Genomic DNA, 13937 nt, shown 5'->3' on the forward strand with positions numbered 1-13937 from the left:
CGCGGCGGGGGTCAGCCCGCGATCCGGCCCTCGCCGTCCTCGCGGTGGACCTCGCCGGGGCTCTTGTCGGGCTTGAGCCCGCGCCAGGCCGGGTGGCGCATCATGCCGTCGCCGGTCCACTCACCGAACCTCACCTCGCCGACCAGCACCGGCTCCACCCACTGCGCCTCACGCGCGTGCTCGCGCGGCACCGGCCCGTCGAACGGCGGGTCGTCGCGGCGCAGCGGGGCCAGCCGGGCGGCGAGATCGCGCAGCGCCGCCTCGGTGAACCCGGTGCCGACGTGCCCGGCGAACACCAGCCGTCCCTGCGCGTCGGGTACGCCGAGCAGCAGCGACCCGATCGTCCCGGTTCGCCGTCCCGCGCCCGGCTTCCACCCTCCGATGATCACCGCCTGGGTCTGGAGGTTCTTCACCTTCGTCCATTCGGCGGTGCGTTTGCCCGGCCGGTACGGGGAGTTCAGCCGCTTGGCCACGACCCCCTCCAGCCGCCACTGTCTGCTCAGCTCGACCGCCCGCGTCCCGGCCCCCGTGCCGGAGAACCACGCGGGCACCTGCCAGCGCGCGCCGGGGGTCACGATGTCCTCCAGGAGTTCGCGCCGCCCGGTGTACGGCAGGCCGACGACCGCCTCGGCGTTGACGTGCAGTACGTCGAACAGCAGGTACGTCACCGGCACCGCGCCGACCAGCTCCGCGACGCGGGCGGGCCTGCGCTGGTGCATGCGCGGCTGCAACGCCTCGAAGGACGGCCGCCCCTCGTCGTCGAACGCGACGATCTCGCCGTCCAGCACCAGATCGCGCCCGCCCACCGCTCCGGCCAGCATCGCCAGTTCGGGATAGGCGGCCGTGACGTCCTTGGCGTTGCGCGAGACCAGCTTCACCGCGCCGCCCTGCACGTACGCCAGCGCCCGCACGCCGTCCCACTTCATCTCGAACCCGAAGCGGTCCTCGGCCGCCGCCTCCGGCAGGCTCCCGAGCACCGCCATCATCGGCGCATACACTGGCAAACCACTCACACAGGGATAAATACCCAGGTAGGCCCGCTTGGCCCCCGCGGCGAGCCCCGGCACCCCGGTCTCCGCCACCTCACCGGCCCCGCGCGGACGGTCCTGAATCAACGGGTAAAAAGAGGACCTTTTCCAGCCGCCAATTCCACGCTCCCGGATATATCGCCGAACCCTCGCGCACGGCCCGGCGAGAGTGACATGCTGAAGACATGCGAGGCGGCTACCGGGAAAAATGCAATGACGAAATGCCCATATTGCAGTGAATCGGTCGATCAAGCCGGTCCACCTGCCCGACTCTGCGAGGTACCATGCCATCAGCGGAGGAAGTCCTTGCGTCCCTGATCCGGGACAAAAGAGCCGGACGAATACTGGCGGAAGCACTCGAAACAATTCCAGACGGAGAGTTCACGAACGCACCGCGTGACGATACGTCCGTCCAGAATGCGGTGAAGCTCAGCGCGCAGATGATTCGCCGGGTATACCCCGACTCCTACGGCGACGCCCTGCCCGGCCTGCACCTGATCGCCGAGCACGAGATCGCCCCCCAGGAGATGGCCACCCGCTACCGCTACGCACTGGCCCGCGACGGCATCCGCACCTGGGGCGACCTCGCGGGCTGCGACGAGATCCGGCTCCTGGACATCCACATGTTCGGGTCCACCTGCCTGGCCGCCGTGGTCGAGGCGGCGGTGTGGCGGATGGCCGTGATCGCCCTTGACGGCTCCAACCAGTTCGCCGGACCGGCCGCCGCGCCGTCCACGCCGCCTGAGTGGATCGCGCTGCCGCTGCGCCCGCTGGTCGCCTGGGCGGTCGCCGAGCGCGGCGCGACCACGCTCGACGACCTCCTCGTCCTCTCCCCCGCGCTCGGCCCGCTACCGGCCGGGATCACCAGCCAGTGGCGGCAGGCCAACGCGGTCAACCTCCGCGCCTTCGTCGGGGCCGCCGCCGACCCGCCCGACCTCGCCCTGCTCCTGCGCGCCCTGCTCACCGAGGTGGACGGCAGGCGCGAGCTGATCTTGACCCAGCGCACCTTCGCCGCCCGGCCACAGACCTACCAGGCCCTGGCCAGGCGGCTCGGGGTCAGCGCGGGCCGGGTCAGGCAGTTGGAGGAGTCGGCGCTCAGCCGGCTCGGCTACGCCGTCGCCACCCCGCGGTACACGCCGCTGCGGTGGCATCTCGACGAACGCCTGCGCCAGGCGCGCACCCTGGACCGGCCCGCGGACACGACACTGTCCGACCCCGACCCGGTGCTCGCCAGACTGCTGTCCTGGCTGTGCGACACGCACGCGGACGCACACGCCTACTCCCCCAATCGCCTGCCCTGACCCCCGCTACAGCGCGAGCAGCGCGCGCACCGGCATGCCCGGATCGGACAACGGCCGGACGGCGATGCGGATCAGCGCCAGCGCGTTGTCATCTCCCGCGATGCGGTTGACGCTCAGCGCGCCACAGGACACGCAGTGATGGATGATCAGCCACTCCCCGTCGGGCCTGGCCGTGACGCTCAGCGCCGTCATCCTGCCGCCGCAGCCCGCCTGCCGGTCGCCGGGCACGCGCCCGTCGAGGTGCCGGCTGGTCAGGCAGTTCGGGCAGTGGTTGCGATGGGCGGTGCCCGGAGCGATCAGTGGCACGTCCAGGCGGCAGCCCACGCAGCGGAACGCGTCGCTGCGCTCCTCACGGAAGTCCGCCTTGGGCCGCTGCGGCCTGCGCGGACGCGGTTTGCCCCGGGACCTCTCGCGCTTCACAGGTCACCGAACGCTTCCAGCGGGAATGGCGGCTGGGCCAGTGGCCGCACCGCCATCCGCATCAGGATGAGCTGGTTGTCATCCGAGCAGATCGGGTTGGAGGTCAGTTCGCCGCAACGGGTGCAGCGGTGGATGACCATCCATCCGCCGTCGCGCAGTACCGCGATGGCGATCGGCGCCATCCGCGATCCGCACTCGGACGGCCCGCCCTCGACCCGGTCGATGACGTGCTGGGAGTAGAGGCAGCTGGGGCAGTGGTTACGCCGGGCACCTGCGGGCCCGACGGCGGTGACGGTCAGACCGCAACGCACGCAGGCGAAAGTGTCGGTGCTGACGATGGAACGAACGGACTTGGTGGACACGGTGGAAGACTCCTTGCCGAAATGGTGCACGGAAAGCAGCAAGGAAGCGCCGAGCGTGTCTCAGAAAGCAGGCGTGCGCGAACCGGGTATCCGGCCACGCTGACACGGGAAGGCGGTCAGGGACGGGTTTCGCGCACGGCACGCAGAGACGCGCTTGGCGCTGACAGGCACATAAACCGTTCTCCTTTCAGGCGCGAACGCCCAACCTCCACCGATTTGTCACCGCCAGGCTAGCAACGCCCCGTCACCGCGCGCGATCCATTTTCCGCCGGGCGGGCTAGCGGGCGGCCGTGCCCAGGACCGCGGCGATGACCTGCTCGGTGTCGGCGAGGTCGGGGAGGATCAGGTCCGCCCCTGCGGCACGCAGCATGTCGGCGTCACACGAGCCGGTGGCCACGGCCACGACCCGCGCCCCGCCGAGACGTCCGGCGCGCACGTCGTTGGGGGTGTCGCCGATCAGCACGGTGTTGACGCCGGTGAACGGACCGCCGTACTTGACGGCGGCCCGCTCCTGGGCCATCCGGACCAGCTCGGGGCGGTCCTCGTGGTCCATCCCGTAGGCCCCGGCGGCGAAGTCCACGTACCGGTCCAGGCCGAAGGCGCGCAGCTTGCCGATCGCGATCGGCTCCATGTTGCCGGTCAGCACCGACTGGATCACGTCGTCCCGCCCGGCGAGCGCGGTCAGCGCGTCAACGGCCCCGGCGAGGATGCCGCCGTACTCGCCGAGCCCCGCCTCGTACCGCACGAACGCCTCGGCCAGCGCGCCGCCCAGGGATTCGAGCAGCGCGCCGGTGGGGTCGGCGATGCCGTGGCTGCGCAGCATCTCCGCGCTCATCGCGCGGTCGGTGCCGCCCATCGTCAGGTCGGCGGCCTCGCGCATCGGCTGTCCGGTGACGCTCAGGAACGCCTCTCCGTAGATCATGCGGCCGAACCCGCGAAGGCTGATCAGCGTGTGGTCGATATCCCATAGGACGAGTTTTTTGTCGGTCTGCACGACACGCACGCTATCCGAGCCGCCCTCGGTGGTGGTTCAGCAGCTCAGGTTGCCGCCCGGGGTGGTGCCGAGGATCTGCACGAACCGCTGGTACGCCTGGATCCGGCTCTGCACCTGCTGCGGGTTGCCGCCGTTGCACTCCAGCGCGCCGTTGATGCTGCGGATGGTCTCGCCGAAGCCGCGGCCGTTCACCATGGCGTCGTGCGGCGTCATGGTGCCGGGGCCATTCTGGGTGTTCCAGTACCAGAGCGCGGTCTTCCAGGACACCGCCGCGTCGTTCTCCACGAGCCAGGGGTTGCGCAGCAGGTCGATCCCGAGGGCGTCGCCCGCGGCCTTGTAGTTGTAGTTCCAGCTCAGCTGGATCGGGCCGCGGCCGTAGTAGGCGGCCCTACCGGCCGGGCACCCGTACGGGCGGCTGGCCTCGCAGTAGTGCGGGTAGTTCGAGGTGTTCTGCTCGACGATGTGGACCAGGCCGCCGGTCTCGTGGTTGACGTTGGCGAGGAAGGCCGCGGCCTCCTGCCTGCGCACGGTGTCGCTGCCGGTCTTGGCGAAGCCGGGGTACGCGCTCAGCGCGGCGGTGAGCCCGGCGTAAGTGTAGAACGGCCGGCGGTTCGGGAACATCTGCTCGAACTGCGCCTCGGTCACCACGAACCCGGTCGGGTCGGGCGTGGTGGTCACGGTGGGCGTGGGCGTGGGGGTGGCGGTGGGGGTCGGCGTGGGGCTGGGCGAGGGGCCGCCGCCGTCGCACGCGCCGCGGTCCTGCCAGACATAGGCGTTTCCGGGTACCTCGTTCTGCGTCCACCAGCGGGCGGACCAGTTGTGGCCGCTGTAGGACGCGATCATTCCGCCGTGGTAGACCGAGGTCGGCTGCCACGCCGCCGCGCACACCGCCGCGGCGGCGGAGGACATGGGAGCGATGATCGCCACCACGCCGGCGACGACCGCTGCCGCGGCCACCGACGCGGTGATCCTTAGTCTGCGTATCGACACCTGACCACTCCTTCGTACGGCGCGGCCGTACCGGCGGCGCGCTTTCTTTTAGGAAAGTTTCCTAAAAGTCAACGCGATAGTAGTTTTCGCCGCCCGCCTCCACAAGGCCCAACCAGCCCGTTCTCCGGCGGCTCCAGCGCGGCTCGACCGGGGGTGCGGATGATTTGGCGGTCTCGTTCAGCACAAGGAGCACCGATGAGTGATATGTCCGACAAGACGGCACTGGTGACGGGGGCGTCCCGCGGCATCGGCCAGGCCGTCGCCCGCCGGCTGGGCGCCCGCGGCGCCCTGGTGGCGGTCCACTACGCCACCAACGAGGAGGGCGCGGCCGAGACCGTGGCCGCGGTACGGGAGGCGGGCGGTAACGCCTTCGCCGTACGCGCGGAGTTCGGCACCGGCGCCCGTCCCCTGGAGGCGGAGATCGGCGAACTGCTCACGGAAGTGTCGCGCGGGCTGGACGGCAGGACACTGGACGTGCTGGTGAACAACGCGGGCACCTGGGTGGGGTCGTTCGAGGAGGTCACGCCGGAGGAGTTCGCGAGGGTCTTCCTGGTCAACGTGACCGCGCCGTTCTTCCTCATCCAGCGGGCACTGCCACTGATGAGCGACGGCGGCCGGATCGTCAACATCTCCACCGCCAGCACCAGGATCGCCCTGGCGGGCGAGGCGCCCTACGCGATGACCAAGGGCGCGGTCGAGCGAATGGGCTTCGCCCTGGCCAACGAGCTGGGCAAGCGCGGCATCACCATCAACACCGTCGCCCCCGGCCCCACCCCCACCGGCAACAACCACCACTGGCTCGGCGACCCCCGCTCCGCCGCCCGCATAGCTGGCGCCACCGCCCTCAACCGCCTCGGCCACCCCGAGGACATCGCCGACGTCATCTCCTTCCTCACCTCCGACGAGGCCCGCTGGCTCACCGCCAACCTCATCGACGCCAGCGGCGGCATCTGGCTCGGCCCCAAACTCTGACCCACCATTCAGGACCCCAGAGTTCGATAACGCCAGTGTCCCGGGGACCCGGAGTCCGGGCGCAGGCATCCGGCCTTCAAAATGCCGGAGTTCCATGGAACCTGAACTCCAGGGACCAGGACGTCAGAGGTTCGGGGGCAGAAGGCCGGTCTTCAATAGGGCCCGGAGTTTCGAGAACGCCGGACTCGGACTTGAGCGACCCCGGAGCCTGGAGGGCCGAACTTCGAGACGCCGGAATTCCGGGCCCCCGATTTCGAGACGCCGGAGTTCCAGAGCCCCGGACTCCAGCGACCCAAGGCCCAAGGGCTCAGAGTCCGAGACCCCAGACGCCGAAGTGCCGAAGACCCGCACCCCTGAAGCCCGCAGTCCGAGAAGCCGAGCTTCAGAGGCCCGGAATCCGAAACGCCGGGGTCCAGGGGGCGGACTTCAGAAACCCAGGAGTACGGAGGTCCGGAATGCCATAGGTCCGGAGTTCGAGACGCCGGGGGTCAGGGGGCCGGGATCGAAGGCGATGGAGTACAGGGGGCGCGATTATCTGTCGCCCCCTGCACCGACGTGCAGGGGGCGACAGGGCGGCAGGTGGGCTACCAGTCGCTGTCGGACTCCTCGTCGTCGGACTCGAAGATCTCTTCGGCGACCTCGGCCGCGACGAGGCCGCCGGCCAGGCCCACGGCTCCGGCGGCGGCTATCGTGCCGAGGCCGGGACCGCCGTGGTGGTCGTGGTCGTGGTGGCCGCCGTGGTCGTGGTGGCCTGGGTATTGGGCGAGGGTGGTGAGCCAGGCGTCGATTTCGGTGGCCCAGTCGCGGTGGAGGGCCTCGTCGTGGGTGGTCTGGAGGCGGGCGATGGCGTCGCCGCCGAAGCCGCCCGCGCGGCGGTCGGCCTCAAGGACGACCTGGAGGCCGTCCGGGGAGGTGATGAAGGTCAGCTCGACCTCGTTGACCCGCCAGGCGTGTCCGCCGTGCGGGTGCAGCTCGATCTCCTGGTAGAAGGGCAGGTCCTGGTGGGCGCCGTAGATATGGCCCATCTCCAGGTCGGCCGAGCGCACCGTGAAGCCCAGGGAGGCGAAGGCCGCGAGGACCCGTTCCTGGGAGGGCAGCGGCTCGACCGCGAACATGTCGAGGTCGCCCTTGTCCACGGCCTTGGCGATGGCCAGTTCGGTGCGCACGCCCAGCGCCATGCCCGGCAGTGGCCGCCCCTGGACCTGGCTGATCGGCAGCTCCCACGGCAGCGAAATCTGGAACGGGATCACCCGCTGCTCGCCCTTGCGCAGCGTGAACGGCTCCGCCACCCGCGCCCGGTGGAACTCCGCCAGGCCCTCGTGCTCCCCTTCGGAGTGCTCGGCCTCGGCCTTGGCCACCAGTCCGAGCGTCACGTGCTCGATCTCGGCGTCGAAGTCGCCGCCCGCCAGACGTACCTCCCCGGCCAGCACCCCGCCGGGCAGCACGCTGGGCACCGAAAGGACCGTGTCCACCGAGGGCGCCCCGACGCCGAAAGCGCCCATCAGCCGTTTGAAGACCACGAACTCTTCCCTCCTGATCCGCGCCGCGCCATGCGGCGACCGCTTCTGAAACGATCACCGAGCCTCAACGGTTCCAGACGACGACCGGCTAGAAGACCGGCGGCTCGTCGGCCTCGCCCTCTCCCCGAATCGCGCACTATGCGTTACATTGTCAACACGCGAAGTGAGTCTGGATCGATCCAAGCGTAGCGGCGAGTACGCCGCGAATATGACCCTTGACCCGGCAACACGAGGATGGGCCATGTTCATTGACCACATCGACCACAAGGCAGGCGCGTTCGACGACGTGCTCACCGCGAGCCGGGAGAATTCACACCGGTTCGCCCATCCGGGCCTCACCGGCCGGGCGGCACGCGGCCTCGCGGTGGTGACCTGCATGGACTCCCGGATAGACCCGCTGGGCCTGCTCGGGCTCAAGCCGGGCGACGCGAAGATCCTGCGCAACGCGGGCGCGCGGGTGACCGACGACGTGCAGCGCACGCTGGTGCTGGCGGTCTACGTGCTCGGCGTCGAGCGGGTGCTGCTGATGCCGCACACCGACTGCGGGATGACCAAGGTCACCGACGGCGACGTCCACGACCTGACCGCCGAGCACGGGGTGGACACCCGCAGCCTGGAGTTCCACACCGTGCCCGACCAGATCGCCGCCCTGCGCCGCGACCTCACCCGGCTCAAGGCCAGCCCGTTCCTGCCCGATGATCTGCCCGTCTGCGGGGCCATCTACAACGTCCACACCGGCACGGTCTTGCCTGTGAACGCCTGACCGCTAGGCTCCCCGGCATGAGGGAGCCGTCGTGGGTGGCGGCGTGGACGGGCGGGCGACCCGCCGTGCACGTCGGCAACGTCGCGGAGTTCAACGCCGAGTACGGCGGTGTCGCCGCCGGGCCCGACCACTACTCCTGCCTCGCGGTCTTCGCCGGGCCGTGCCCGTCGGCCGTGGTGCTGCCCCGGCCGGTGGACGCGGCCTGGATCGCCGGGCTGTCGGCGGCGCTCGGCTGGGGCGAGGTGGCGGTACACGACGGGCTGGCGAGTGACGGGCGGCTGTCGGCGGCGATCACGGCGCGGCCGGACCTGCTGGCCGCGCTGCGCTCGGATGAGGCCCCGGTACTTCCGTGGGGCCGCACGGCCGCCTTCGAGCGGGTCGTGCCGTCGCCGCCCGGGGTGCGCGAGGCCATCACCGCGTTCGAGTCCAAGCTGTGCGCGCACGCGCTGTTCAGCGACCTGGCCGGCGATCATCCGGGCGTCGTGGTGCCCGCGCAGCGGCCGGTCGGCTCACGCCGGGAGTTACGACGGGCGTTACGACGCGCGCGGCGGGCGGGCCCGCCGCTGGTGGTGAAGACCGAGTACGGCGTGGGCGGTTCGGGCACGACGATCGTCAGGCCCGGCGCCAGGCGGACCATACCGGCGCGCGGCGAGGGCCTGCTGCTGGAGGAGTACGTGCCGGGCGAGGGCCCGTACCGCGACCCGACGTTCGACGCGGTCATCGACGCCGAGGGCGAGGTCCATCCGGTCGGCACGGGCGCGATGGCCGTCGATGGCACGGCCTACCAGGGCGTCACCGTCGGCCCGGGGGCGCTGCCCGGCCCGCTCGCCGCGACCGCCGAGCGGTTCGGTGTCGCGGTCGGCCGGGAGCTCGCCGCGGCGGGCTACCGCGGCTGGTACGACGTGGACTTCGTGACCGGCGAGACCGGCCTGCTCGCCCCCACCGAGATCAACATGCGGCTCACCGGCCCGGCCGTGGCGTTCACCATCGCGGCCCGCCTGGACCGGCTGCACGGCGGGCGGCACCTGGTGCGGACGCTGGACCGGCTCCCGCTGGGGGCGCGGCTGCCCCCGGCGGCGCTGCGCGCGCACGTCGAAAGGCTCACCGAGGTGTGCCGGGAGCTTGGGGCGGAGCCGCTGGTCACCTGCCCGACGGCGGCGTTCGAGCGGCTGCCGTACCTGGGGATGGCGCTGGCGGCGCGCGACCACGCGGCGCTCGACGCGGCCGAACAGGCGGTGCGCTGGGCGAACCGCGCGCTCGGCGCGATGTTCACCGAAGTCGGTCCCGCAGGGGGGCCGGTCTATTGGCCACGTAGACGACGACCACGATCGCGGCCAGCATCAGCGTGACGTTGAAGATGTACACGAGCGCGGCCTGCGCGGGCCAGTCGGTCTTGGCGGTGAGCCGGTAGAAGTTGTCCTGCGGCCACCAGGAGGCCAGCAGCCAGGTGATGGCCAGGTGCGTGAGGACGGTCAGCACGGGCCCGCGCCGGGCCCTGGCCACGATGTTGTAGCCGAACAGCAGGAAGCCGACGCCGATCCCGAAGGAGACGCACTCGACGAGGTAGAGCCCGAAGAACAGCGACGCCCACGGCTGGGGCACCGCGGTCAGGTCGGTGGAGTAGGGCCAGAAGACGTTCGTGAGCAGGAACGCGGCGACGGCCGCGATCGGCGTGGTGATCGCGATGGCCCCGACGGAGGTGGTCGACTGGACCTGGTACGCGCCGCCCTTGCCCCCGCGCACCGTGCGGTACTCCTGGGCGGGCTGCGGCAGGCTCTCGTAGTCGATCTCGCCGCCGGGCATCCGCGGCAGGCCGTCCACCAGGGCGACGACCGCGGGCAACCGCCGCTGGGGCAGCCGTTTGGCCAGGAACTGGCGTAACTCCGCCGGGCGGACCTTACCGGCCGCGACGACATACGCGACCAGTTCGGTCTCCCACACCGCGGTCTCGACCCTGGTCACCGCACACTCGGCCACCCTGGGGTGGCTGCGCAGCGCCCGCTCGACATCGGTGTAGTCACGGGACTCCTTGGGCATCCGGCATACCCCCACAGACCGGTTCAGTCGGCGCTCACCCGATGATCCCACGCGATTACCGCCATCGACAGGGATCTGACGGATCTAGTACCGCGTCCAGGGCCGGGCCGCCGCCCCCGTCACCCTCGCGCGACGACGCCGTTCTCGAAGGCGCGCAGCACGGCGGTGGTGACCCCGTGGCGGGGCAGGTCGCCGCGCTCGGCCGCCTCCCAGCCGCTGTAGGTCAGCGCCCAGATCACCTGCTGGATCCAGGCCGCGGGGACCTGGTCGTCGAACACGCCCTGGCGCTGCCCGCTGCCGATCAGCTCGATCACGCTCGGCGCCTCGGGGTCGGGGGCCCAGGCGGCGTCCCGCATGGCCTGGTTCATCGACGGGTCGCCGAACAGGAACGCGATGCGGTCGCCCACCTCGACCATGCCCGCGATCAGCCGCCGGATGCTGCCCAGCGGCTCGGCGAAGTCGACCGCCGCGTCCTTGACCGACGCCTCGATGGCCGCCAGCGAGTCGACCACCGCAGCCCTGATCAGCTCCTCCCGGTCGGCGAAGTAGCGGTGCAGCGTGCTGCGGCCGACCTCGGCCCGCTCGGCGATGTCGGCCAGCGTGGCCGTGCGGTCGCGGGCGAGCGCCGAGGCCGCGGCCGAAAGGATCGCCCGGCGGGTGCGGTTGCGGGTGCCGGACTCTGAGGTGGGGCTGCTCACCGTGGAACCGTACCAGGGCGTTTGATTTTGAGACTTCAGTGTCCCATAGTGAGAGCATGAACTCCCATTCGATCGTCGCCGAAGGGCTCCGCAAGAGGTACGGCGACACCTACGCCCTCGACGGGTTCGACCTCGCCGTCCGCGAGGGCACCGTCTGCGGGCTGCTCGGCCCCAACGGGGCGGGAAAGACCACCGCGGTCCGGATCCTCAGCACGCTGCTGCGCGCGGACGGCGGCCGGGCGACCGTGGCCGGGTTCGACGTGGCCGCCCGGCCCGCCGAGGTGCGCTACCGCATCGGGCTGACCAGCCAGGCCCCGGCGGTGGACGAGATCCTCACCGGCAGGGAGAACCTGGAGATGTGGGGGCGGCTGTACCACCTGGGCAGGCGTACCGCCCGGGCCAGGGCGGACGAACTGCTCGACCGGTTCGGCCTGGGCGAGGCCGCCGACAAGCGGATCAAGCACTACTCCGGCGGCATGCGCCGCCGCCTGGACCTCGCGGCGAGCTTCATCCTCGCGCCCCGGGTGCTCTTCCTGGACGAGCCCACCACCGGCCTGGACCCGCGCAACCGCGACGAGGTGTGGCAGGCGGTGCGCACCCTGGTGGCCGCGGGCAGCACCGTGCTGCTCACCACCCAGTACCTGGACGAGGCCGACCGGCTGGCCCACCAGATCGCGGTGCTGGACCGCGGCCGGATCATCGCCGACGACTCGCCGGACGCGCTCAAGAGAATGATCGGCGGCGACCAGATCGACCTGGTGCTGCGCGAGGAGCGCGACCTCCCGGCCGCCGCCGAGGTACTGGCCGCCGTCACCGGCGCCGCGCCTGCCGTGGACGCCACCGCCCGCAGGGTCACCGCCCCCGTCACCGACCGGATCGGCGCGCTGACCGAGGCCATGCGCCGGTTGCGGGAGGCCGCCGTGGAGGTGGAGGACGTGGCGCTGCGCCGCCCGACCCTCGACGAGGTCTTCCTCAGCCTCACCGGCGAGGGGGCGGCGGCGTGAGCGCGCTCATCTCCCCCGTCGTGCCGCCCACGGCCGCGCGGCGGCTGGGCTGGGTGCTGTCGGACGCATGGGTCATCGCCAGGAGCAACCTCATCCATCTGACGCGCAACCCGGCGGGGATGGCGAGCATGCTGCTGTTCCCGATCGTCATGGTGGTGATGTTCGGCTACGTCTTCGGCAGCGCGATGACCGTCGCGGGCGGCGGCGACTACCGGGCCTTCCTGATGCCCGGCATGTTCGCACAGACCATGGCGGTCGGGGTCACGACCACGCTGGTCGTGGTGTCCACCCACGCCACGTACGGCGTCACCGATCGGTTCCGGTCGATGCCGGTCTCGCAGTCCGGGGTGGTACTGGGCCGGGCCCTGGCCGACATGGCCGGTTCGGCGCTGGAGCTGGCCGTGCTGATCGGCTGCGGACTGGTCGTCGGCTGGGGCTGGCACAACGGGCCGCTGCCCGCGCTCGCCGCGGTCGGGCTGTTGCTGCTGCTGCGCTTCTCCCTGACCTGGGTCGGCATCTTCGTGGGCCTGAAGCTCAAGCCGGAGTCGGCGGGCGCGTCGTGGATGCTGATGCTGCCGCTCACGATGATCGCCAACACGTTCGCCTCGCCCGCGCAGATGCCCGGCTGGCTGGGCGCGCTCGCCGAGTGGAACCCGCTGTCGGCCACGGTCGCGGCCTGCCGGGAGCTGTTCGGCAACCCCGGCTGGAGCGGCGGTTCGTGGGCCGCGCAGCACGCCCTGGCGCTGGCGGTCGGCTGGCCGCTGCTGATCACGGCGGTCTTCCTGCCGCTGGCGGCCCGCGCCTACCGGCGGCTGGACCGGGTCTGAGCGGCATGTAGAGAACGCCCCGGCGGCTCCGACCTCCTCACGAGGCGCCCACCGGGGGCGCCGGGAAGGGAGCTGTCATGGGACGGCCAGTGGTGCACTTCGAGATCATCGGCGGCGATCCGGCGCGGCTGCGGGACTACTACGCCGAGTTGTTCGGGTGGGAGTTCAACGTGGGCGACGCGGCCACCGGGGAGGTCTCGGACCCGGGCCGGTACGGGTTCGTGGACGGCGGCTCGACCGGCGGGATCAACGGCGGCATCGGCGGCGGCCCGGGGTTCTCCGGGCGGGTGCTGTTCTATGTGGAGGTTCCCGACGTGGAGGAGGCGCTGCGCGCGGCCGAACGGCTGGGCGGCAAGCGGGTCATGGGCCCTGCGGGCGACCCGGGCATCCTCGTGGTCGGGCACTTCACCGACCCTGAGGGCCACCTGGTCGGGGTGGCCGGTGCGGCCTGACGCGGGCCGGACCGTACGGTGAAGGAGGGGGACACTGTGAAGTACCTGATCCTGATCTACAGCGATCCGGTGAACTGGGCGCACCCGATCTTCGCCCGGCATCCGGCGTATCTGGACCTTCCGCCGCGGGAGCGGGAGGAGATCGAACGGCGCGCGCAGGAGCTGTTCGCGGAGATCACCGAGTCCGGCGAGCTGGTCGCGGGGGCCGCGCTCGCCGACCCGGCGGCGACCAGGACGGCCCGCGCGCCCGGCGGCGTCCCCGCGGTCACGGACGGCCCGTACCTGGAGGCCAAGGAACACCTGGCCGGCTACTTCGTGGTGGAGTGCGCGAGCCGCGAGCGCGCCGAGGAGATCGCCGGCCGGTTCCCCGACGCCAGGTTCGGCGCGGTGGAAGTCCGCCTGATCACCGACACCGCCGAAGGCGGGGCCTGACCCCACCGGGCGGCGGGCGGTGTGCCATGGGAGGGCAAAACTCGCCCGCCGCGCGGTTGTGGCCGGGGCCTGCGGGGCAGCAATCCCCCCGCGCGTCCCGGCCGGCCGGGACGCGGCGAGAGCCGTACCCGCACGAC

The 13937-nt window shown here is 71.5% G+C and carries 16 protein-coding genes; 8 read left to right on the forward strand and 8 right to left on the reverse strand.

Annotation, left to right across the window (positions count from 1 at the left end):
• Positions 1 to 11: 11 nt before the first annotated feature.
• The gene (gene ligD, locus DP939_RS20205; protein WP_113982294.1) at positions 12 to 986 is read right to left on the reverse strand and encodes a non-homologous end-joining DNA ligase; all 975 of its coding nucleotides are present in this window, start codon (positions 984 to 986) and stop codon (positions 12 to 14) included.
• A gap of 482 nt (positions 987 to 1468) precedes the next feature.
• On the opposite strand from ligD, the gene DP939_RS20210 reads away from it, so the two are divergent.
• Positions 1469 to 2329 carry a sigma factor-like helix-turn-helix DNA-binding protein gene (locus DP939_RS20210; protein WP_147268053.1) on the forward strand — a complete coding sequence of 287 codons (861 nt, stop codon included), beginning with the start codon at positions 1469 to 1471 and terminating at the stop codon, positions 2327 to 2329.
• A 6-nt stretch (positions 2330 to 2335) separates the two neighbouring features.
• Here the strand turns inward: DP939_RS20210 and DP939_RS20215 are convergent, their stop codons facing one another.
• The 4 genes from DP939_RS20215 to DP939_RS20230 form a co-directional block, all read right to left on the reverse strand.
• Positions 2336 to 2749 (reverse strand): RNHCP domain-containing protein, encoded by a 414-nt coding sequence (locus tag DP939_RS20215; RefSeq protein WP_113982296.1) that lies wholly within the window; start codon positions 2747 to 2749, stop codon positions 2336 to 2338.
• Positions 2746 to 3111, reverse strand: a complete 366-nt coding sequence (locus DP939_RS20220; RefSeq protein WP_113982480.1) for an RNHCP domain-containing protein — start codon at positions 3109 to 3111, stop codon at positions 2746 to 2748. The genes DP939_RS20215 and DP939_RS20220 overlap by 4 nt, the downstream gene beginning before the upstream one ends.
• Before the next feature lie 277 nt (positions 3112 to 3388).
• A complete protein-coding gene (locus DP939_RS20225) occupies positions 3389 to 4105 on the reverse strand; it encodes an HAD family hydrolase (RefSeq protein ID WP_113982481.1) in 717 nt (238 codons plus the stop codon).
• Between the two features lie 36 nt (positions 4106 to 4141).
• On the reverse strand, positions 4142 to 5095 hold the full coding sequence (locus DP939_RS20230) for a glycoside hydrolase family 19 protein (RefSeq protein ID WP_225878389.1): 954 nt from the start codon (positions 5093 to 5095) through the stop codon (positions 4142 to 4144).
• Between the two features lie 195 nt (positions 5096 to 5290).
• Here DP939_RS20230 and DP939_RS20235 point away from each other — a divergent pair, with 195 nt between their 5' ends.
• Complete coding sequence (locus DP939_RS20235; RefSeq protein WP_113982297.1) at positions 5291 to 6067, forward strand: SDR family NAD(P)-dependent oxidoreductase; 777 nt, start codon at positions 5291 to 5293, stop codon at positions 6065 to 6067.
• Positions 6068 to 6651: 584 nt separating this feature from the next.
• Here the strand turns inward: DP939_RS20235 and DP939_RS20240 are convergent.
• Entirely contained in the window at positions 6652 to 7587 is a 936-nt protein-coding gene (locus DP939_RS20240; protein ID WP_113982298.1) for a sporulation protein, read from the reverse strand.
• A 241-nt stretch (positions 7588 to 7828) separates the two neighbouring features.
• Here DP939_RS20240 and DP939_RS20245 point away from each other — a divergent pair, with 241 nt between their 5' ends.
• The gene (locus DP939_RS20245) at positions 7829 to 8350 is read left to right on the forward strand and encodes a beta-class carbonic anhydrase (RefSeq protein WP_113982299.1); all 522 of its coding nucleotides are present in this window, start codon (positions 7829 to 7831) and stop codon (positions 8348 to 8350) included.
• Between the two features lie 17 nt (positions 8351 to 8367).
• Entirely contained in the window at positions 8368 to 9699 is a 1332-nt protein-coding gene (locus DP939_RS20250) for an ATP-grasp domain-containing protein (RefSeq protein WP_147268054.1), read from the forward strand.
• Here DP939_RS20250 and DP939_RS20255 read toward each other — a convergent pair.
• A complete protein-coding gene (locus tag DP939_RS20255) occupies positions 9620 to 10387 on the reverse strand; it encodes an AMP-binding enzyme (RefSeq protein WP_113982301.1) in 768 nt (255 codons plus the stop codon). The two genes, DP939_RS20250 and DP939_RS20255, sit on opposite strands and share 80 nt — an antisense overlap.
• A 119-nt stretch (positions 10388 to 10506) precedes the next feature.
• Positions 10507 to 11085: a TetR/AcrR family transcriptional regulator gene (locus tag DP939_RS20260; RefSeq protein ID WP_113982302.1), complete on the reverse strand. Its 579-nt coding sequence runs from the start codon at positions 11083 to 11085 to the stop codon at positions 10507 to 10509.
• Positions 11086 to 11141: 56 nt separating this feature from the next.
• Between DP939_RS20260 and DP939_RS20265 the strand changes: the two genes are divergently transcribed.
• From DP939_RS20265 to DP939_RS20280, 4 genes are all read left to right on the forward strand, one after another.
• Positions 11142 to 12089, forward strand: a complete 948-nt coding sequence (locus DP939_RS20265; RefSeq protein WP_113982303.1) for an ATP-binding cassette domain-containing protein — start codon at positions 11142 to 11144, stop codon at positions 12087 to 12089.
• The gene (locus DP939_RS20270; protein WP_113982304.1) at positions 12086 to 12916 is read left to right on the forward strand and encodes an ABC transporter permease; all 831 of its coding nucleotides are present in this window, start codon (positions 12086 to 12088) and stop codon (positions 12914 to 12916) included. The genes DP939_RS20265 and DP939_RS20270 overlap by 4 nt, the downstream gene beginning before the upstream one ends.
• Positions 12917 to 12993: 77 nt before the next feature.
• Positions 12994 to 13368, forward strand: a complete 375-nt coding sequence (locus tag DP939_RS20275; RefSeq protein ID WP_113982305.1) for a VOC family protein — start codon at positions 12994 to 12996, stop codon at positions 13366 to 13368.
• Between the two features lie 36 nt (positions 13369 to 13404).
• On the forward strand, positions 13405 to 13800 hold the full coding sequence (locus DP939_RS20280; RefSeq protein WP_113982306.1) for a YciI family protein: 396 nt from the start codon (positions 13405 to 13407) through the stop codon (positions 13798 to 13800).
• Positions 13801 to 13937: the final 137 nt, after the last annotated feature.

Source organism: Spongiactinospora rosea (genome assembly GCF_003315795.1).
Lineage (GTDB): Bacteria > Actinomycetota > Actinomycetes > Streptosporangiales > Streptosporangiaceae > Spongiactinospora > Spongiactinospora rosea.

Excerpts from the sequence above, each read along its gene's own strand:
- ligD (WP_113982294.1), bottom strand. The coding sequence starts at position 986 with ATGATGGCGGTGCTCGGGAGCCTGCCGGAGGCGGCGGCCGAGGACCGC.
- DP939_RS20210 (WP_147268053.1), top strand. The coding sequence starts at position 1,469 with ATGATTCGCCGGGTATACCCCGACTCCTACGGCGACGCCCTGCCCGGC.
- DP939_RS20235 (WP_113982297.1), top strand. The coding sequence starts at position 5,291 with ATGAGTGATATGTCCGACAAGACGGCACTGGTGACGGGGGCGTCCCGC.
- DP939_RS20245 (WP_113982299.1), top strand. The coding sequence starts at position 7,829 with ATGTTCATTGACCACATCGACCACAAGGCAGGCGCGTTCGACGACGTG.
- DP939_RS20250 (WP_147268054.1), top strand. The coding sequence starts at position 8,368 with ATGAGGGAGCCGTCGTGGGTGGCGGCGTGGACGGGCGGGCGACCCGCC.
- DP939_RS20255 (WP_113982301.1), bottom strand. The coding sequence starts at position 10,387 with ATGCCCAAGGAGTCCCGTGACTACACCGATGTCGAGCGGGCGCTGCGC.
- DP939_RS20265 (WP_113982303.1), top strand. The coding sequence starts at position 11,142 with ATGAACTCCCATTCGATCGTCGCCGAAGGGCTCCGCAAGAGGTACGGC.
- DP939_RS20275 (WP_113982305.1), top strand. The coding sequence starts at position 12,994 with ATGGGACGGCCAGTGGTGCACTTCGAGATCATCGGCGGCGATCCGGCG.